Origin of the sequence: Paenibacillus artemisiicola, assembly GCF_017652985.1 — a bacterium.
Taxonomy (GTDB): Bacteria; Bacillota; Bacilli; order Paenibacillales; family Paenibacillaceae; genus Paenibacillus_Z; species Paenibacillus_Z artemisiicola.
The window spans coordinates 1-18,048 of the sequence record NZ_JAGGDJ010000055.1 but is presented as its reverse complement, the minus strand read 5'-3'; the positions used below and the strand labels follow the sequence as shown (position 1 = coordinate 18,048).

At 66.2% G+C, this 18,048-nt stretch carries 17 protein-coding genes and 1 pseudogene; 5 read left to right on the top strand and 13 right to left on the bottom strand.

What is annotated here, in order from left to right; genetic code table 11:
• From iolB to iolG, 4 genes are read right to left on the bottom strand one after another with little or no spacing between them, the layout of a single operon-like run.
• Positions 1–840, bottom strand: coding sequence for a 5-deoxy-glucuronate isomerase (iolB, locus tag I8J29_RS29760; protein WP_208850946.1), 840 nt, complete (start codon positions 838–840; stop codon positions 1–3).
• Positions 837–1,745, bottom strand: a complete 909-nt coding sequence (iolE, locus tag I8J29_RS29755; protein WP_208850945.1) for a myo-inosose-2 dehydratase — start codon at positions 1,743–1,745, stop codon at positions 837–839. The genes iolB and iolE overlap by 4 nt, the downstream gene beginning before the upstream one ends.
• A 30-nt stretch (positions 1,746–1,775) precedes the next feature.
• Positions 1,776–3,635: a 3D-(3,5/4)-trihydroxycyclohexane-1,2-dione acylhydrolase (decyclizing) gene (iolD, locus tag I8J29_RS29750; RefSeq protein WP_208850944.1), complete on the bottom strand. Its 1,860-nt coding sequence runs from the start codon at positions 3,633–3,635 to the stop codon at positions 1,776–1,778.
• Entirely contained in the window at positions 3,632–4,669 is a 1,038-nt protein-coding gene (gene iolG / locus I8J29_RS29745) for an inositol 2-dehydrogenase (protein WP_208850943.1), read from the bottom strand. The genes iolD and iolG overlap by 4 nt, the downstream gene beginning before the upstream one ends.
• Positions 4,670–5,316: 647 nt before the next feature.
• Here iolG and I8J29_RS29740 point away from each other — a divergent pair.
• Both I8J29_RS29740 and I8J29_RS29735 read left to right on the top strand, forming a co-directional pair.
• Positions 5,317–5,526, top strand: coding sequence for a hypothetical protein (locus I8J29_RS29740; protein WP_208850942.1), 210 nt, complete (start codon positions 5,317–5,319; stop codon positions 5,524–5,526).
• Positions 5,527–5,749: 223 nt separating this feature from the next.
• Positions 5,750–6,973 (top strand): NAD(P)/FAD-dependent oxidoreductase, encoded by a 1,224-nt coding sequence (locus I8J29_RS29735; protein ID WP_208850941.1) that lies wholly within the window; start codon positions 5,750–5,752, stop codon positions 6,971–6,973.
• A 95-nt stretch (positions 6,974–7,068) separates the two neighbouring features.
• On the opposite strand, the gene I8J29_RS29730 is transcribed toward I8J29_RS29735, so the two are convergent.
• Genes I8J29_RS29730 through I8J29_RS29720 form a run of 3 tightly spaced genes read right to left on the bottom strand, consistent with a single transcriptional unit; the run spans position 7,069 to position 9,466 of the window.
• Positions 7,069–7,821: an amino acid ABC transporter ATP-binding protein gene (locus I8J29_RS29730; RefSeq protein WP_208850940.1), complete on the bottom strand. Its 753-nt coding sequence runs from the start codon at positions 7,819–7,821 to the stop codon at positions 7,069–7,071.
• Between the two features lie 39 nt (positions 7,822–7,860).
• Positions 7,861–8,538, bottom strand: coding sequence for an amino acid ABC transporter permease (locus tag I8J29_RS29725; protein WP_208850939.1), 678 nt, complete (start codon positions 8,536–8,538; stop codon positions 7,861–7,863).
• 19 nt (positions 8,539–8,557) lie between these two features.
• Complete coding sequence (locus I8J29_RS29720) at positions 8,558–9,466, bottom strand: amino acid ABC transporter substrate-binding protein (RefSeq protein ID WP_240546583.1); 909 nt, start codon at positions 9,464–9,466, stop codon at positions 8,558–8,560.
• A gap of 242 nt (positions 9,467–9,708) precedes the next feature.
• Here I8J29_RS29720 and I8J29_RS29715 point away from each other — a divergent pair, with 242 nt between their 5' ends.
• Both I8J29_RS29715 and I8J29_RS29710 read left to right on the top strand, forming a co-directional pair.
• Complete coding sequence (locus I8J29_RS29715; RefSeq protein ID WP_208850938.1) at positions 9,709–10,935, top strand: multidrug effflux MFS transporter; 1,227 nt, start codon at positions 9,709–9,711, stop codon at positions 10,933–10,935.
• 178 nt (positions 10,936–11,113) lie between these two features.
• The gene (locus I8J29_RS29710; protein ID WP_208850937.1) at positions 11,114–11,539 is read left to right on the top strand and encodes a VOC family protein; all 426 of its coding nucleotides are present in this window, start codon (positions 11,114–11,116) and stop codon (positions 11,537–11,539) included.
• Positions 11,540–11,637: 98 nt separating this feature from the next.
• On the opposite strand, the gene I8J29_RS29705 is transcribed toward I8J29_RS29710, so the two are convergent.
• From I8J29_RS29705 to I8J29_RS29680, 6 genes are all read right to left on the bottom strand, one after another.
• Positions 11,638–12,768 carry a glycosyltransferase WbsX family protein gene (locus I8J29_RS29705; protein ID WP_208850936.1) on the bottom strand — a complete coding sequence of 377 codons (1,131 nt, stop codon included), beginning with the start codon at positions 12,766–12,768 and terminating at the stop codon, positions 11,638–11,640.
• A gap of 284 nt (positions 12,769–13,052) precedes the next feature.
• Positions 13,053–13,976 (bottom strand): helix-turn-helix transcriptional regulator, encoded by a 924-nt coding sequence (locus tag I8J29_RS29700; protein ID WP_208850935.1) that lies wholly within the window; start codon positions 13,974–13,976, stop codon positions 13,053–13,055.
• Positions 13,977–13,991: 15 nt separating this feature from the next.
• Positions 13,992–14,780 (bottom strand): sulfite exporter TauE/SafE family protein, encoded by a 789-nt coding sequence (locus I8J29_RS29695; protein WP_240546585.1) that lies wholly within the window; start codon positions 14,778–14,780, stop codon positions 13,992–13,994.
• 713 nt (positions 14,781–15,493) lie between these two features.
• Positions 15,494–15,772 (bottom strand): hypothetical protein, encoded by a 279-nt coding sequence (locus I8J29_RS29690; protein ID WP_208850934.1) that lies wholly within the window; start codon positions 15,770–15,772, stop codon positions 15,494–15,496.
• A 74-nt stretch (positions 15,773–15,846) separates the two neighbouring features.
• Positions 15,847–16,830, bottom strand: coding sequence for a quinone oxidoreductase family protein (locus I8J29_RS29685; protein ID WP_208850933.1), 984 nt, complete (start codon positions 16,828–16,830; stop codon positions 15,847–15,849).
• Positions 16,831–16,921: 91 nt separating this feature from the next.
• Complete coding sequence (locus tag I8J29_RS29680) at positions 16,922–17,482, bottom strand: glutathione peroxidase (RefSeq protein ID WP_208850932.1); 561 nt, start codon at positions 17,480–17,482, stop codon at positions 16,922–16,924.
• Between the two features lie 361 nt (positions 17,483–17,843).
• Between I8J29_RS29680 and I8J29_RS29675 the strand changes: the two are divergent.
• A pseudogene (locus I8J29_RS29675) lies at positions 17,844–18,048 on the top strand (hypothetical protein); the annotation flags it as partial.

Here is an 18,048-nt window from a genome sequence, read left to right as displayed (position 1 = left end):
TCAAGCCTCCTCTTTCGGTTCCGGACTGGATGCCGGCTTCGGAAACAGCCACTCGTGCGCCGGATCGTTATGGAATTTCCACGTCCGGACCGGACCGGCCATGACGTTCAAATAATAGCTGTCGTAGCCCGGCGCGGCCGACACGGGATGATAGCCCCGCGGCACGAGCACCGCTTCCCCGTCGCGCACCGTCAGCGTCTCGTCGAGCGAGCGGTCGTCCGTGTAGACGCGCTGCACCGCGAAGCCTTTCCCCGGATTCACCCGATGGTAATAGGTTTCTTCGAGATAGGACTCCGCCGGCAGGTTGTCTTGGTCATGCTTGTGCGGCGGGTAGCTGGACCAGTTGCCGGCCGGCGTGAACACTTCCACGACCAGCAGGCTGTCCGCCGGCTCGCTCTCCGGCAAAATGTTTTGCACCCGGCGCGTCATGCTGCCGTAGCCGCGCGGCTCGACGCCGACCCGCTCCGGCGCGATCAGCCGGGCCGGAAGCCCGCCGCCGAGGCCCGGAGCGAGGCACACCGCCAGCTCCACGTCCGTCACCGCCGTGATGCGGTAGCTCTGCTGCTCGGGCACGTACACCGAATACGGCGGCGTGCCTTCGAAGATATCCATCCGCTTGCCGATGCCCGGCCAGCGCTGTCCGCCCGCCTCCGCGTCGGCCAGCCCGCTCAGCAGCACGAGGCACGCTTCCTGCGCTTCCGTCTGCCGCTCCAGCGTCTGCCCCGGCTTCAGCCGGTAGACTTCGAAGCCGACATACGTCCAGCCGGCCGACGCCGGGGTGATGCGCAGCACATTGCCCGCTTCGTCCGGCTCCGCCGGGCGCGCGATCAGTTCGCTCATGACTTGACGCCTCCTTGCCGCAGCAGCGCCTGCAAATGCGATTTGCCCCGCGCAGCGTAGTCGACCGGATCGGCGATGGCCGGATCCTGCTCCGCTTCGAGAATCATCCAGCCCTCGTAGCCGTTCGCGTCCAGCCGGCCGAGCACCGCCGCGAAGTCGACGCAGCCGTCGCCCGGCACCGTGAAGACGCCTTTCCGGACGCGGGTCAGGAAGTCCCAGTTCTCGCGGCGCGCCTGCTCCAGCACGTCCGGCCGGACGTCCTTCAGGTGCACGTAGGCGATCCGGTCCTTGTATTGCTCCGCATAGACCGCGGGATCGCCGCCGCCGTAGACGGCGTGCCCCGTGTCGAGCAGCAGGTGCACGAGCGACGGGTCGGTCGCCGCCATGAGCCGCTCGATCTCCCCCGGCCCTTCGACGACGGTGCCCGCGTGGTAGTGGTAGACCAGCTTCATGCCGAGCTCGCTCGCGATCGCGCCGGCGGCGTTCAAGCCCTCCGCCAGGTTGCGCCACTGCTCGTCGCTTAGGATGACGCGCGCTTCGAACGCGGGATCCGCGTGCGGCGCGCCCCACACCTCGCAGGTGACGATGTGGCTCGCGCCCGCTTCCTTCAGGAATTCCGCGTGGCGGCGGTATTCGGCCAGCTCTTCCTCGCGGAAGGCCGGGTCCGCGAACCGGACGCCGCGCCACCAAGACCCGAGCTTCAGGCCGTGCGCGGCCAAAGCATCGCGGACGCCCGCGGCGGTTTGCGGGAATTTGCGGCACATCTCCGTGCCCTCGAAGCCGAGCGACGTGAAGTCGCGCATTAAATCCTCGAACGTATAATGGTCGCCGAGCTCGTGCATGTCCTCGTTGACCCAGTTGATGGCGGAAATGCCGAGCCGTACCCGTTCTGCGATCGGACGCATGCTATCCTCTCCTTATCGTTCGTATTCTGGTTAGATCGGCCGGGCTTGGCCGCGGATCTTGGCGTTCGCCTCGTGCGCCGCCGTGACCTTCGGGCTGACGGACACCGCCGCGCCGTCGACGCGCCACCACGATTCGTAGCCGTCCGTGTTCGTGCCCGGCAGCACCTGCATGTGGACGAGCGTCGAGCGGTCCGAAGCGGCCGCCTGCTCCAGCGCCGCGCGCAGCGAATCCGCGTCGTGCGCCGCGAACGCCGCGCAGCCCAGGCTCGCCGCCAGCGCGCGGAAGTCGATCGGCAGCGGATCGCCGCCGAGGACGCCCGCTTCCTTATAGCGGAACTCGTTGCCGAAGCCGTCGCTGCCGTGGCCGCGCTGCAGGTTGTGAATGCACTGGAAGCCGTGGTTGTCGAAGAGCAGGACGTTGATTTTGCGCCGCTCCTGCAGGCTCGTCACGAGCTCGGAGTGCAGCATGAGGAAGCTGCCGTCGCCGACGAGCGCGTACACCTCGCCTTCCGTGCGGGCCAGCTTCGCGCCGAACGCCCCGGAGATCTCGTAGCCCATGCAGGAGAAGCCGTATTCCATATGGTAGGTTTGCGGCTTGCCCGGCCGCCACAGCCGGTGCAGGTCGCCCGGCAGGCTGCCCGCCGCGCAGACGATGACGTCGTCCTCGCCGATGAATTCGTTGATGACGCCGAGCGCGCGCGTCTGCGTCAGACCGTCCTCGCGCTCGAGCGCGTACAGGGCGTCCACTTCCGCGTTCCACTCCGCCTTGCGCGCGGACAGCGCCGCGCTGTCGTAGTCGGCGCGGTAGCCCTGCTGCGTCAGCAGGCCGGCCAGCCCCTCCAGCGCGAGCTTCGCGTCCGCCACGAGCGCCGTGCCGTCGAGCTTATGGGCGTCGAACGCCGCGACGTTGACGCACAGCAGCTCCGCCTCCGGGTTCGCGAACGCCGTCTTGGACGCGGTCGTGAAGTCCGAGAGCCGCGTGCCGACCGCGATGACCAGATCCGCCTCGGCGGCCGTGCGGTTCGCCGCGAGCGTGCCGGTGACGCCGACCGCGCCGAGGTTCAGCGGGTGGTTCCACGGCAGGACGCTCTTGCCGGCCTGCGTCTCCGTCACCGGAATGCCGAACTGCTCGGCGAACTTGCGCAAGGTTTCGGTCGCGAGCGCGTAGTGGACGCCGCCGCCCGCGACGATGACCGGACGCTTCTTGTCCGCGATCAGCTTCGCCGCGCGCGCCAGCGCCGAGGACGACGGCGGACGGCGGTCGATGCTGTGCACCCGCTTGCGGAAGAACGCCTCGGGATAATCGTACGCTTCCGCTTGGACGTCCTGCGGCAAGGCGATCGTGACCGCGCCCGTGTCCGCGGGATCCGTCAGCACGCGCATCGCCTGCGCCATCGCGCTCATCAGCTGCTCGGGACGGGTAATCCGGTCCCAATAGCGGCTGACCGGCTTGAAGGCGTCGTTCGCCGATACCGTGTAGTCCATCGGGTGCTCGAGCTGCTGCAGCACGGGATCCGGCTGGCGGTCGGCGAAAATATCCCCCGGCAGCAGCAGCAGCGGAATCCGGTTCACCGTCGCCGTCGCGGCGGCCGTCACCATGTTGAGCGCGCCCGGCCCGATGGACGAGGTGCAGGCGTAGATCGCGAGCCGGCCGCTCTGCTTCGCGTACGCGGCGGCGGCATGCGCCATCCCCTGCTCGCTTTTGCCTTGAATGAAGTCAAGGGAGCCCCGGCCGCGCTCCAGCGCCTCGCCGATGCCCGTCACGTTGCCGTGGCCGAAGATGCCCATCACGCCCGTGACGAATTTGCGTTCTTCCCCGTCGATCTCCACGTACTGGGCGTCTAGGTACCGCACCAGCGCTTGCGCCATCGTCAAACCAACCGTACTCATGTCGCGGAAGCCTCCTTCAAGGAATCGATTACTTCGGAAATCTTCACCGGACGGCCTTCGCGCAGGGAGATGCCCGCCGCGCGCGCCGCCAATTCCGCCTGCAGGCCGTCGCGGCCTTGGACGGGCACGCTCCCCTCGCCGCGCACCGCAGCGAGGAAATCCTCGATCTCCCGCACGTAGGACGCGCTGTAGCGCTCGAGGAAGAAATACTTCGGCTTCTCGCCGTGGATGCCCGTGCCGTCGAAGACGCGGACGTTGTTCGGATATTCGTTGTCCGCCGTCAGGCAGCCGTCCGCGCCGAATACCTCGACCCGCTGGTCGTAGCCGTAGCATGCCTTGCGGCTGTTGTCGATGGTGCCGAACGCGCCGTTCGCGAATTTCAGGGAAATCATCGCGGTGTCGATGTCGCCCATCTCGCCGATCGCCGGATCGATGAGCACGCCGCCCATCGCGTACACCTCCGTGATCTCGCTGCCGCTCAGGTAGCGCGCCATGTCGAAATCGTGGATCGCCATGTCGAGGAACAGGCCGCCGGACGTCTTGACGTACTCCGGAGTCGGCGGGTTCGGGTCGCGCGACGTGATCTTGACGGCGTGAACGTCGCCGATGCGCCCGTCCTCGATGTACGCCTTCACTTGGCGGAAATTCGGGTCGAAGCGCCGGTTAAAGCCGATCTGCAGCGGCACGCCCGCGCGATCCGCCGCTTCGATGGCCGCGTACGTCCGCTCGAGCTCCAGCGAGACCGGCTTCTCGCAGAAGATCGCTTTGCCGGCCTCGGCCGCTTCGGTAATGATGTCCACGTGCGTGCCCGTCGGGGAGCAGATCAGCAGCGCGTCGATCTCCGCGTCGCGCAGCAGCTCGCGGTAGTCGCCGCTTACTTTCGGGATGCCGATGCCGGCCGCCCATTCCCGGGCCGGATCCGGGAACAGGTCCGAGATCGCGACGATCCGGACGCCGCTCATCCGGACCAGATTTTCCGCGTGCAGGCGGCCAATGCGCCCCGCGCCGATGATGCCAATGCCAATCGGTTTCATGTCGTGTTACCGCACCTCTCCTAAGGGGTTGATTGCCAGGGGTTAAATTGCCGCCGTCGGCGCCTGGCCGGGCGTCCTCCCTCCCGGACGTCCGGCCGCGCTTCCTTGCGCTCCGCGCGCCGGCGGATCGCCCGTACTCCGGCGACCGAGCCGATCGCGCTTAAGTAAAACGGTTACCCTAATTCCCGCGGATCGCCGGCAGACGTCGGATAAAGTCGATTCGACAGATTTCCCGACGAATCGTCAACACGTGCGTCAATAGTCCCTTGTACGCTTCATCACGAGAAACTTCGGGCTTCGGGAATGGAGGGAAAGGAATGGGTTAAGCGCTTACCCCATTATTCAATCATGTAAGCCCTTTCGCTGTCAATCGAAACTTTCGGCGCGGCGGCTTGGGCGGGTACGCATGCCCCGGCTTCGCGGCGGAACGGATATCGGGAAGCGGACGGATGCCGGCGGACGGATAGCAGAGGCGCGTGACGGCTTAGGCGAAGCGAAACGGACCGGGGCTTTCCGCGGCGGGGCAAAAACGGCACGCGCCTTTCCGGCGAAGCACGGCCCTCTGTTTCGCCCGCGCGGCGGAAGGGTACATGTCATACGACAACGACCGGCCGCTCGACGGGGCCGCCGAAAGGAGCCTTTCCCTCATGTCTTACGACGATTTCGCGTTCTTGCTGCGCTTCAACCATATCATGACGTTCGGCACGCTGACGCCGAGGACGGCGAATCACGGCTCCGTCTTCGAGCTCCTGAAAGGCCGCCTGCCTAAAGCCGCCGGAGCCGGGCCGCTGCACGCGCGACCCGGCTTCGCGGGCGACCCCGGACGGAACCCGGGGCGGACCGCGGCCGGCCGATAATGCCCGCAATGCCCGAACGAACCGGCATCGCCCGGACGGGTCCTCCCCTCCCGCCGGACGGACCTTCATCTTCAGCGAGACAGGCACCCTTATCGGCAAGGGTGCTTTTTGGCGTTCCCTCGCCGCCCGGGCGGCCGCCGCGAACCGGACCGCGGCCGCAAGCATGTTTCTTCCGGCTCCGGCGCACACTAACGCGACATGAAAAGAAAGGCAGGGATCGCGCTTGGATCTTCATACCGGCAAGATGTACTGGCCCACGACGCTGCCGGACGCGCCGGCGTATCCGACCCTTCGGGAAGACGTCGCCTGCGACGTGCTCGTCATCGGCGGCGGCAGCTCCGGGGCGCAGTGCGCCTACGAGCTGAGCGGCGCGGGGCTCGACGTGGTCGTGGCGGACAAGCGGCGCGTCGGCTGGGGGAGCACGCTGACGAATACGGCGCTCCTTCAATACCTCGGCGACAAAATGCTGTTCGAGCTGGTCAACAGCTTCGGCGAACAAGCGGCGATCCGGCACGCCGAACGCTGCCGGCAGGCGATCGCGGATATCGAAGCCGACGCGGCGGCGCTACCGCGGGACGTCGAATTCTCGCGCAGGGACAGCCTGTATTGCGCCGCGAGCGAGGCCGACCTGCCGAAGCTGGAGCAGGAGTTCGGTTACTTGTCGAAGCACGGCTTCGACGCCGAATGGTGGTCCGGGGACCGGATCCGCCGCCATTACCCGTTCTCCCGTCCCGCCGCGATCTACGTCCGCAACGACGGGGAAATCAACCCGTTCGCGTATAACGTCGCCCTGATCGAGGGCGCCAAAGCCCGGGGCGCGGCGATCTACGAGCAGACGGAAATCACCGGCCGGGTCGACGAAGCCGACCACGTGGCGTTCCGCACCGCCGGCGGCCCTACGATCCGGGCGCGCAGGGCGATCGTGGCGGCCGGCTACGAGACGATGTCCTTCAAGCCGGACAAAAACGCGCTGCTGCTCAGCACGTACGCCGTCGTGACCAAGCCCCTCGACGCGTTCGACGGCTGGCATGGCCGGACGCTCGTCTGGGAGACGGCCCGGCCGTACATCTACCTGCGCACGACGCGGGACCGCCGCGTCATCGTCGGCGGCCTCGACGAAGGGACCGCGATCGCGGAGGACCGGGATTCCCACCTGGCCGGCAAGCGGGACCGGCTGATGAAGGAGCTGGCCGACCGGTTTCCCGCGATCGCCGCGGCGACGGAAGCGGAATTCCATCTCGCCGCCTTCTACGGCGGGACGCACGACGGCCTCCCGATGATCGGGGAATACGCGGACTTCCCGCGCTGCTTCTTCCTCTACGCTTACGGCGACAACGGGCTCGTCTACAGCTCCATCCTCGCCAAGCTGCTCAAGGACCGGCTGACGGGCACGCCGAATCCCGCCTACGAATTCTACCGGCAAGGGCGGCCGGCATTGACGCGTTAGCCCGCGCGGGGAAGCATGTTCCGAAGGCGAAGCCAAAAAGAAAGCCGGCCCCCGAACCGGGGGCCGGCTTTTTTGCTATGCCGTCTCGCCTTGCGTCACCCGTCCCGCTCCATCAGCAGGGACAAGAATCGCCGCGTCCGTTCCTCGCGCGGCCGCTCGAACAGCTGCTCCGGCGAGCCTTCCTCGACGATGACGCCGCCGTCCAGCAGCACGATCCGGTCCGCCACCTCGCGGGCGAACTTCATCTCGTGCGTGACGATCATCATCGTCCGCCCTTCCTCCGCCAGCTCGCGGATGACCTTCAGCACCTCGCGGACGAGCTCGGGATCGAGCGCCGACGTCGGCTCGTCGAACAGCAGCAGCTCGGGATCGATCGACATCGCCCGGGCGATGCCGACCCGCTGCTGCTGGCCGCCGGAGAGCTGGTGCGGGTAAGCGTCGGCCTTGTCGGCCAAGCCCACCTTCGCGAGCAGCCGCAGCGCTTTGTCCTTCGCTTCGGCCTTCGGCATGCGCTTCACCGTCACCTGGCCCTCCATCACGTTTTGCAGCGCGGTGAAGTGCGGGAACAGGTGATACGCCTGGAAGACCATGCCCGAGCGGCGGCGCAGCGCGAGCACGTCCGCCTGCCGCGGCTTCGCGCCCGGCCGGAAGTCCAGCCGCGCGCCCCCGACCGCGACGGTGCCCGACGTCGGCGTCTCCAGGACGTTCAGGCAGCGCAGCAGCGTCGACTTGCCGGAGCCCGACGGCCCGATGACGACGAGCACGTTTCCTTTCTCGAGCGTCAGGTCGATGCCCCGCAGCACGTCCAGGCCGCCGAACGATTTGATCAGCCGGCGAACTTCGATCATGAGCGATCCCTCCTTCCGGACAACGTCCCGAACCGTCCGCTAGACGGCGGCATACCGGTCGAAATGCCGTTCCAGCCGCCGCTGCAGCGCCCCGAGCACCGTGCAGAACAATAAGTAGATGAGCGCGACCTCGCAATAGACCAGCATCGGCTCGTACGTCGCCGCCGCGATCTGCTGCCCTTTCTGGAACAGCTCGGTGACCGTCACGGCCGCCGCCAGGGACGTGTCCTTCACGAGCGAGATGAACGAGTTCGAGAGCGGCGGCACCGATACCCGGGCGGCCTGGGGCAGGATGATGCGCCGCAGCGCCTGTCCCCGCGTCTGCCCGACCGAGTACGCCGCCTCCCACTGGCCCCGCGGAATCGAGACGATCGCCGCGCGTACGATTTCCGAGCCGTAGGCGCCGACGCTGAGCGAGAAGCCGATGACCGCCGCCGGGAACGCGTCGATGAGGATGCCGAGGCTCGGGAGGCCGTAGAAAATGATGAACAGCTGGACCAGCAGCGGCGTGCCGCGGACGATCCAGACGTAGAAGCGCGCCAGCAGGACGAGCGGCCGGAAGTCCGACAGCCGCGCCAGCGCGGTCGCCACCGCCAGCGCGAGGCCGAGCGCGAACGAGATCAGCGTCAGCGGCACGGTAAACGCAAGCCCCGCGCGCAGCAGGGGCAGGAAGGAATCGGCGAATATCTGCAGGTACCGATCCGTATGTTCGCTCATGTTGCCAACCCGCTTTCTCTTACTTCGAGACGTCCTCGCCGAAATAGGTCTGGGAGATTTTCAAGTAGGTGCCGTCCGCCTTCATGTCCGCCAGCGCCTTGTTCGCCGCGTCGACGAGATCCGCGCCCCCCTTGCGGAAGAGCAGCCCGCTTTGCGACACGTTGTCCGTCTCCGCCACGACCTTGATCGGCACATCGGGTCGCTGCTTCTTCAAATCCAGGAACGACAGCTTGTCGTTGACGGTCGCGTCGATCCGGCCCGACGTCAGCAGGTCGATCGCCTGGTTGAAGCCGTCGATCTGCACGATCTTCGCGCCGTTCGCCTTGGCGATGTCGCCGAGATCGCTCGTGAGCGACTGGCCGGACTTCTTGCCCTTCAGGTCGGCCAGGCTCTTGATGGACGTGTTGTTGTCCTTCACGATCAGCACGGCCTTCGAGAGGATGTACGGATCGGAAAAATCGTACTTCTGCTTCCGGTCGTCCCGGATCGTCACTTCGTTCGCGACCATGTCGAACCGCTTGGCGTCGAGACCGGCCAGCATGCCGTCCCACTTGGTCTCCACGAACTTCGCCTTGACCCCGATCCGCTTCGCCACCTCCTGCGCGATATCCACGTCGAAGCCCGTCAGCTTGCCGCTCTTGTCGTGAAACGTGAACGGCGCGTACGTTCCCTCCGTGCCGACCGTGATTTCGCCGGCCGATTTGACGGCCGCGAGGGCCGTGCCGGCTCCCGCGCCGGCGTTGTTCCCGCCGGCGGCCTCGCCCGTGTTCGTCCCCGCGCCGCCGGCCGCGTTGTTGCCGCCGTTCGCCGCCCCGTTGCCGGCATTATTGCCGCTATTGTTTCCGTCCTTGCTGCCGCAAGCCGTCCCCGAGAGCAGAAGCGCCGCGGACAGCATGCCGGCGCCTAGACCGCGCTGCCAAGTATGCATGGCAAATCCCTCCTTTTGATTCGGGGATAGTATGCCGGCTTTTCCTTCGGATTATCCCGCGCATGCGGGAAGCGGCGGCTTTGCCGGACGCGCCTTGGGGACGGAAATCGTTCGGCTCGTTCGTTGACAGCGCCGCGAACCGCTCCCTATAATGAGTGCAGCTTGTTACCGCGCGGAGATTCCATAAGCACGGCTTCTATATAAACGGAACGTACCGAACGAACGGAAAGGATTTGTTCGCCATGTCTTCATCCCCGATTCCCGAATCGTCTGCCGCGCTGCCCCGCTCCCGGAGGCTCTGGACGGCGGGCGTGCTCGGCTCGCTGAGCGCGTTCGGGCCGCTCTCGCTCGACATGTATCTGCCGGCGCTGCCGAAGCTCGCGGAGGACCTGCACACGAGCACGTCGCTCGCCCAGCTCAGCCTGACGGCCTGCATGATCGGCCTCGCGGTCGGACAGCTGTTCGCCGGCCCGGTCAGCGACGTGCGCGGACGCCGCGGCCCGCTGCTCGTCGGGCTGCTGCTCTACACGGCCGCTTCGCTGCTGTGCGCGTTCGTGCCGAGCATCGGCGCCTTCATCGCCCTGCGCTTCCTGCAGGGCCTCGCCGGCTCCGCCGGCATCGTCATCTCGCGGGCGGTCGTCCGCGACCTGTACAGCGGTACGGAGCTGACGAAATTCTTCGCCCAGCTCATGCTCGTGAACGGCATCGCCCCGATCGCCGCGCCCATCGTCGGCGGGCAGCTGCTGCACGTCACCGACTGGCACGGCGTGTTCCTCGTGCTCGGCGCGATCGGCCTCGCCATGTTTCTCGCCGTGCTGCTCGGCCTTCCCGAGACGCTCCCGCCCTCGCGCCGCTCCCAGGCCGGCATCGGGAACACGCTGCGCACCTTCCGCCGCCTGCAGACGGACCGCTCGTTCATGGGCTACGCGCTCGCGCAGGGCTTCGTCATGGCCGCGATGTTCGCCTACATCTCGGGCTCGCCGTTCGTGCTGCAGAACGTGTACGGCGTCTCGCCGCAAGTCTTCAGCCTCTGCTTCGCCGTGAACGGCCTCGGCATTATTTGCGCCAGCCAGCTGGCGGGACGGCTTGCCGGCCGGGTCGACGAGGCGAAGCTGCTCGCGGCCGGGCTCGGCCTGGCCGCGGCCGGCGGCGTCGCGCTGCTGGCCATGCTGCTCGCCCATGCGCCGCTCGGCTTCGTGCTGCCGCCGCTGTTTTTCGTCGTCGCCAGCGTGGGGATCGTGTCCACGATGGGCTTCTCGCTCGCCATGCGCAGCCAGGGGAGCAACGCGGGTAGCGCCTCCGCGCTGCAGGGGCTCATGTCGTTCATCTTCGGCTCCGTCGTGGCGCCGTTCGTCGGCATCGCCGGCAGCGATACGGCGGTGCCGATGGGCATCCTGATCGCGGCCCTCGACGTCGGCGCGGTCCTGATCTACGCGCTGATGGTCGCGCGACACCGGCGCGCGGCCTGACGGAGGCCCGTCCGGTTCGATCGCCCAGCGGCGCCCCAACCTCCTTCGGGAGGTTTTTTCACGATCGCTATTGCGAACACATGTTCGATCATATATAATGGGTTTGTGGCGATACTGGATAGGGTTGCTCGCCCTGTAAAGCCCGTACCCATCTCAATTTAGAGGAGCTGTTTCAGTCATGTCTTTGCGTTTGACCCCGTATTTCGTAATGAACGGCAACGCGCAGGATGCCATCGCGTTCTATGAGCGCGCCCTGGGCGCTACGCCGCTGTTCAAGCAGACGTTCGGCGAGATGCCGGAGAATCCCGATTTCCCGCTGCCGGAATCCGCGAAGAGCCTGGTCAGCCATGCCATGATCCGCATCGGCGAATCCGACATCATGTTCTCGGATACGTTCCCGGGCCAAGAGGTCAAGGCCGGCAACCAAGTGACGATCTGCATCACCTTGGGCGACGCCGAAGAAGCCGCCCGCATCTTCAACGCGCTGGCCTACGGCGGCACGATCGAGATGCCGCTGCAAGAGACGTTCTTCAGCTCCGCGTACGGCACGCTGACGGACAAGTTCGGCATCCCGTTCCAAATCTTCACCGAAGGCAAAATGTAATTTCGGACCCCGCCGACGGACGACAAGGGGCTGTTCCCCCGTCATTCTCCGCGAATGACGAGGGAACAGCCCCTTAATGCGCGCTCCTGCTCCGGCCGCTACCGTCCGAACACCGTACGGATCGCTTCCAAGTACGCCAAGCCGTTCGTCGTGTCCGGCTCCAAATAACTGCCTTCGGTCCATTCGTTCCACGCGTTGATCGTGAAGGCGCGGAAGCCGTTGACATCCTGCTCCAGGAACGCCTTCATCCGCTCGAGCGCGCGCCGGAACCGCTCCGGCGAATTGCCGGAGAGCATGGCCATGTACGGATAGCCGAGGTTGTCGAACCGGTCCGATTGGATCGTGCGCGGCGAGGAATCCCAGCCCATCGTGACGTTCGGCAAGTATGGCAGACCGTACTGCCCGGAAAACGTCTCCCAGTCTTCCGCGGATTTCTCGGCAATCTCGTCATACGGCGTCTCCGGAAACGACGACAGCTCCCGGTGGTGAATCCACACGTACGAGGACACGCTGTCGATGCCGAGCGCGGCGAGCATGTCTTCCGCGTTCGCGATCTTCTCCTCCCCCGGCAGGATCTGCACGCCCCACACGACGGCGTTCACGTGCAGCTCGCCGAGTCCGGCCGCGCGCACCCGCGCCCGGAAGTCGTCCAGCGCCGCGCGCGCCGCATCGAGGCCGCCGAGCCCTTGGACGAGGCTCATCAGCTCGTAGACGGAGAAGTACAGCTTGCCGTCCACCCGCCAATAGTTGGGCCGGCTGAAATACGCGTCGATCATATGGCCGGTCGCCCGCGCGAACGCCTCCCGGCTGACCCCGCCGGGCGCCAGCGTGTTGTACGGCGCGTTCCGCGGCGCCGGATGGATGTCGATCCAATCGTGGTTCGCCCACATCAGCGCGAACTTCAGCCGTTCGTTGTTGGCCGCGCCGAGGAATCCCTCCTCCAGCGCGCGCTCCAGGTAAGGGCCGTCCTCGTACCAGTACCAGTCGAAAATAAACGTATCCACGCCGTGATCCGCGGCCGCGTCGATCTTTTGCGCCATGGCGGCGGGATCCGCCTCGTCCGTGTAGCCCCACAAGGGCACCTTCGGGAGATCGTGTCCCTCGAAGCGCGGCGTCGCCCGCTTCACCAGCTCCCACTCCGTCCAGCCTTCGCCGTGCCAAGCCTCGTTGCGCCTGTCGACATGATAGTTCGGAAAATAATAGACCGCGACCTCGTACGGTTTCGCCATGCGCGTCCGCCTCCCGGATTCGGAATTTGCCTTCGCTTTCATCCTACCCCGCAGAGGCTCGCGTGTATTTGGAGCGCCGGCGCGGGCTTTTGCACAAACGGCGAAAGCGGATCCCGCGGATGGCGATGACGGACTGCGTCAAGCCGGTCGGTTCCGCAGGACGCCGGTCGACGGTCGACGGGCGTTGACGGTGCCGCGGAGGCTAGCGGCGCACGTAAACGGAAGGCTCGGGAACACTCACGCGCCCTTACGATGGATGCGCCATCCCTCTCTTGCGACTCCGCTCACGCCGGGCCGCGCAGCGACTCCCCGTAGGCCCGCGGGGGCAGGCCCTCCAGCTTCTTGAATAGGCGGCTGAAATAATGCAGGTCCTCGTAACCGCACCGCTGCGCGATCTCGCCGACGGACAAGCCGCCCTGCCGAAGCAGCTCCTTGGCCCGCTCCATGCGCTGCCGGGTCAGATACTGCGTCCAGGACAGGCCCGTCGCCTGCTTGAACAGCGCGCGGGCGTACTTCGGCGTCATGCCGTGGCGGCTCGCGACGGCTTCCAGCCCGGCCTCGGGCTGCGGTCCGTCGCCGCCGCGCAGGATGGCGACGAGTTCCGTGATCATCGCCCGGTGCGGGCTGTCCCGGCGAACGCCCTCCGCCGTATGCGTCTCCTCCAGCAGCAGGCCGATGAGATCGAGCAGGCAGGCGCGCATCCGCGCTTCGTAGCCGAACGGCCGGCGCTCGAACAGGGCGAGCAGGTCGGCGAAGCGTTCGCTGAACCGGTGCGGCGCGCCGGTATGGACGAACGGCGGCAGCTCCACGTCCGCGAACGTCTGCACGGGCCGCTCCAGCAGCTCCTCCTGCACGGGCACTTCCGGCAGATTCGCGTAGTCGACCCGTACATAGACATCGTCGGGGAAATCCAGCTCCCGCCCCATATAGACGAGATCGAAATGGCAGGCGTAATAGGCGAACGAGCCGCCCTCCGGAACCCGGCAGGCGTTCCAGACGAGCGGCGGAATGACGTGCAGGTCGCCCGCTTGCAGCAGCCTCTCTTCGTCGCCGAGCGTGAACAGGGCGCTGCCGCGCGTCAGATAGATGAACTCGTAGTCGTAAATCATCCGGCGCGGCACCCGGTAGCGCTCGTCGCCTTCGTTGTATTGCGCGTACCGCACGTACGGGGCCAGCTGCTGCAGCCCGATCGCCATGGCCGACGCCAATAGGCCCGCCTCCCCTCAGGTCATGATCATCCGCAGCGCGAACAGCAGAAGCGCTCCGCACATGATGCGGATCAGCAGCACGCTGCCGATGCGCCGCGAGATGCGCGCGCCGAACCAGCCGCCGAGCAGCGCGCCCGGCGCGAGCGCCGCGACGAGCAGCCAGTCCCATTCGCCGCGGATCAGGTGCATGCCGCTGCCGAAGACCGCCGAGACGAATATGACCGCCATCGACGTGGCGGAGGCGATATGCGGCGGGAACCGGAACAGCAGCACCATCGCGGGAATGAGCAGCACGCCGCCGCCGATGCCGAGCAGCCCGGAGATCATCCCGACGACGCCGCCGATGACGAGCGCGGGCAGCGCGTTGAAGCCGTATTCGTGCCGCGCGCCCGCCGCGTCCGTATACGACCGCACGTACCGCCACTTGCCCTGATACGGCTTGATCCGGTTGCGCAGCAGCAGAAGCACCACCATGAACAGCATGAAATAACCGAATGCCCGGCGAAACGCGTCCGGATCGAAGAGCGAGGTCAGGCTCGCCCCCAGCACCGACATCGGCCCGCTGGAGATGGAGAAGAACAGCGCGCTGCGCAGGTCCGCCTTGCCCTCCCGCACGAATGTCAGCGTCGACGTCAGCGACGTAAAGACGAGCGCCCCGAGCGATACGCCGACCGCCATTGCCGTGTCGATGTCCGTGCCGAGCATGGACGGGCCGAGCAGCAGCAGCGCCGGCACGATGATGACCCCGCCGCCCAAGCCGACGATGGCGCCGAAGGTCGACGCCGCCAGCCCGAGCGCGAACATCGCCAGCAAAGCGGAAACGTCCCCTATCATAACCATTGGAAACAAAGATGCCGCACCTCTTATCGCATTCATTTAGATAATCGTTTAGCCAAGAATTGGATCTTCTTGCCGTGTACAAGTCCCATTATAGCGAACCGGGACCGGCATTTCATGCCTTTTGGCAGGTGCCTCCCCTCCGTTAAAGCCATTCGCGGACTCCCCTGGAGTTACCTCCACCTCCATCGACCCCCGCCGCTCAACTTGGTTCGATTTTGGCGGACTCAGGAGCCGTTATTCGACGATTTAGCGGTAAAATCGCCTTTGGGCGGCCACCAGCGCCGTTATTCTTGCAAAATGGGAGACTCGCACGTGAATTCATGGCCAGTAACGGATCGTGTGTCCGCGAAACCCCGCGGAAAGCCAAAATAATCGAAATAGCGGCTGTCATGGCCGCCAAACCAAGCGCCGGGAACTTACTTGCTGCTGCCCGCAAGCGGAGCAACCTGCCGCTGCTCGCGGATACCCGGCATACGCCCCCCTCGAGACGCGAACCCGCCCCCGTTGCCGCGATTGCTTCGGCAATGGCCCGATGTCGTCGTCGGTAATCGAGCGAACCGTTCGGTAATCGGCTTTCGATGCATGCATACCCCGGTGCCGACGCTCTCCCGCTCACCTCCATCAACGCAAAAAGGACAGCATCGCTGCTGTCCCCGCTTCGGGCCTGCGGCGGCGTCTTAGTCGACGTAGCCCGCGATGCCTTGTTCCATCAAGTAATCCATCTCCGCGTCCAGGATCGACTCCACGGTCAGCTCGTCCGACTTGAGTCCCGGGCGGCTCAGGATGTAGTCCGTCAGCTCGTCGCTGTCGATGTTCACTTCGCCGTTCTTGTCCTCCGGCGCGTTGTTGATGAACGCCTGCTCATGCTTCAGCACCTGCTCGATCAGCTTGGCGTCGGCGTTCGTCTTGCCGGCGATGAACCGCACCAGCTCGATCATGTTGATTTGCTCGCTCACTTCGTCAGCACCCCTCGTTCTTCATTCTCGCAGTGCCATTGTATCATAAGCGGCCGCGCGCGCTCAAAGAGCTGCTACGGCACCAGCAATATCTTCCCCGTGCTCGCCCGGCTCTCGATCCAGCGGTGCGCCGCCGCGCCCTCCGCGAGCGGAAACCGCGTCGGTGCCGCCAGCTTCAACCGGCCCGCGAGCAGGTCGCCGAACAGCGATTCCGCCCGCCGGAGGCGGTCGGCCGCCGTCGTGACGTGGTTCCACAAATCCCCGCCGGTAAGCGTCTTGCTCGTATCCATCAGCATCCGGGGATCGACGAGCGGCGGATCGCCGCCGGCCATGCCGAAGAAGACGACCGTCCCGCGCGTCCGCACCGCCCGGAAGCTGTCCGGCAGCGTCGCGCCGACGGAATCGTAAGCCGCGTCGACGCCGGCTTCTCCGCTGCCCCCTGGGGAAGCCATCCGGCGCAGCACCTCCGCCGCCCAGTCGACGCCGTAGAGCAGCGCCTCGTCCGCGCCGGCCGACAGCGCCGTTTCGCGTTTGGCCTCGCTGGACGTGAGGCCGATGACGTACGCGCCTTTGGCTTTGCACAGCTGCGCGAGCAGCTGCCCGACGCCGCCGGCCGCCGCATGGACGAGAATCCGGTCGCCCGGCCGGACGGCATAGCTGTCATTCGCCAGATAATGCGCGGTCATACCTTGCAGCAGCACCGCCGCGGCGGTATCGAAACCGATGCCGTCCGGCAGCGGAATAAGCCGGTCCGCCGGCACCGCGACGAGCTCCGCGTTCGCGCGCGGCGCATCCGCGAAACCCACCCGGTCGCCCGGGCGGATGCCCGCTACGTCCGGCGCGACCGCTTCGACGACTCCCGCTCCTTCGTAGCCGAGAATATACGGCGGTTCGCCGACGAGATGATAGTTGCCCTGCCGCCGGTACACGTCGGCGTAATTCAATCCGATCGCCTTCATGCGGACGACGGCGGTGCCCGGCGCGAGCGCCGGCTCGGCGATCTCTTCGACCGCCAGCACCTCCGGTCCCCCGAAAGCGCGGAATACCAATGCTTTCATGCTGTCACCCTTTCCTGCGCGTCCTTCCTAGTGTAACCGTTCGGGGAAAGGAAACGCCGGAAAGCCGGCGGACGGGACCGCGAAAAGCCGCTCAGTTCGACGCGCCGAGCAGCGCTTCGATCTCGCCGGCCATCGCCAGCGGCTCGACGTTCGATTCGAAGCGGCCGACGACGTTGCCCTTGCGGTCGACGAGGAATTTGGTGAAGTTCCACTTGATGGAATCGTCGATCAGCCAATGCGGCAGCTTCTCGCTCAGGAAGGCGTGCAGCATGTTGCCGCTCGGCTCGCTCGTGTCGAAGCCTTGAAACGGCGCCTGCTCCGTCAAGTAGCGGAACACCGGGTTCGCGTTCTCGTCGCGGACGTCGGACTTGGCGTACAGCGGGAACGTGACGCCGTAGTTGATCTGGCAGAAGCTCTGCACGTCGGAATCGGTGCCGGGCTCCTGCTCGCCGAATTGGTTGGACGGGAAGCCGAGCACGCGCAGCCCTTGGCCGGCGTACTGCTCGTGCAATTTCTGCAGGTCCGCGTACTGCGGGGTGAAGCCGCATTTGCTGGCGGTGTTGACGATGAGCAGCACGTCGCCTTCGTACTCCGAAAGCGGCTTGTTCTCGCCTTTCATGGTCGTGGCCTGAAGCTCGTAAAGCTTGGACATCGTGAATCCCTCCGTTAGGGCATGAAAGCACGCCTTAAATGATATCAATCAATTGAATTGCATAAAATCTAAATTCAATGTACCAGCCCCGCAGCCGCCCGTCAACCCGAAACCGCGCCTCGCGCCGCCGGACCGGCGGACGTCCGGGCGACGTCCGGCAACGCGTCCGTCCTTCGGCCGCGAACGCCGGACCGGACGCGGCCTCGGGAGCGCCGGGTTGAATGTCCCGGACGACAGCGGTACAATTTTAGTGATCTGCGAGAGAAACCATACGGCGGCAAATCGCCGGCCGGCCGGCTACCGTCGGTCCCGGCGGCTTGCCGCGAGCAGGCCTCGGCCTGCGTCGAAAAGGAGATGCCTCATGGCGAACAAGGAATTACCGATTCGCGGCCGGGTGCTCATCGTCACCGCGGTCGACGCGGAACGCGAGGCGGTGCTGCGCGGACTCGGCGGCGACCGCCGGTTCGACGTCGTCGCCGCGGGCGTCGGCCCGGCCGCCGCGGCCGCGGGCACGGCCTTTGCGCCTGCGGCCAGATTGGAAGGGCACTGGGCTGAACTCCTACTGT

Bases quoted from the DNA above. Each gene is read 5' to 3' on its own strand.
- iolB (WP_208850946.1), bottom strand. From the start codon at position 840: ATGAGCGAACTGATCGCGCGCCCGGCGGAGCCGGACGAAGCGGGCAAT.
- iolE (WP_208850945.1), bottom strand. From the start codon at position 1,745: ATGCGTCCGATCGCAGAACGGGTACGGCTCGGCATTTCCGCCATCAAC.
- iolD (WP_208850944.1), bottom strand. From the start codon at position 3,635: ATGAGTACGGTTGGTTTGACGATGGCGCAAGCGCTGGTGCGGTACCTA.
- iolG (WP_208850943.1), bottom strand. From the start codon at position 4,669: ATGAAACCGATTGGCATTGGCATCATCGGCGCGGGGCGCATTGGCCGC.
- I8J29_RS29740 (WP_208850942.1), top strand. From the start codon at position 5,317: ATGTCTTACGACGATTTCGCGTTCTTGCTGCGCTTCAACCATATCATG.
- I8J29_RS29730 (WP_208850940.1), bottom strand. From the start codon at position 7,821: ATGATCGAAGTTCGCCGGCTGATCAAATCGTTCGGCGGCCTGGACGTG.
- I8J29_RS29725 (WP_208850939.1), bottom strand. From the start codon at position 8,538: ATGAGCGAACATACGGATCGGTACCTGCAGATATTCGCCGATTCCTTC.
- I8J29_RS29720 (WP_240546583.1), bottom strand. From the start codon at position 9,466: ATGCATACTTGGCAGCGCGGTCTAGGCGCCGGCATGCTGTCCGCGGCG.
- I8J29_RS29715 (WP_208850938.1), top strand. From the start codon at position 9,709: ATGTCTTCATCCCCGATTCCCGAATCGTCTGCCGCGCTGCCCCGCTCC.
- I8J29_RS29710 (WP_208850937.1), top strand. From the start codon at position 11,114: ATGTCTTTGCGTTTGACCCCGTATTTCGTAATGAACGGCAACGCGCAG.
- I8J29_RS29705 (WP_208850936.1), bottom strand. From the start codon at position 12,768: ATGGCGAAACCGTACGAGGTCGCGGTCTATTATTTTCCGAACTATCAT.
- I8J29_RS29695 (WP_240546585.1), bottom strand. From the start codon at position 14,780: ATGTTCGCGCTCGGGCTGGCGGCGTCGACCTTCGGCGCCATCGTCGGC.
- I8J29_RS29685 (WP_208850933.1), bottom strand. From the start codon at position 16,830: ATGAAAGCATTGGTATTCCGCGCTTTCGGGGGACCGGAGGTGCTGGCG.
- I8J29_RS29680 (WP_208850932.1), bottom strand. From the start codon at position 17,482: ATGTCCAAGCTTTACGAGCTTCAGGCCACGACCATGAAAGGCGAGAAC.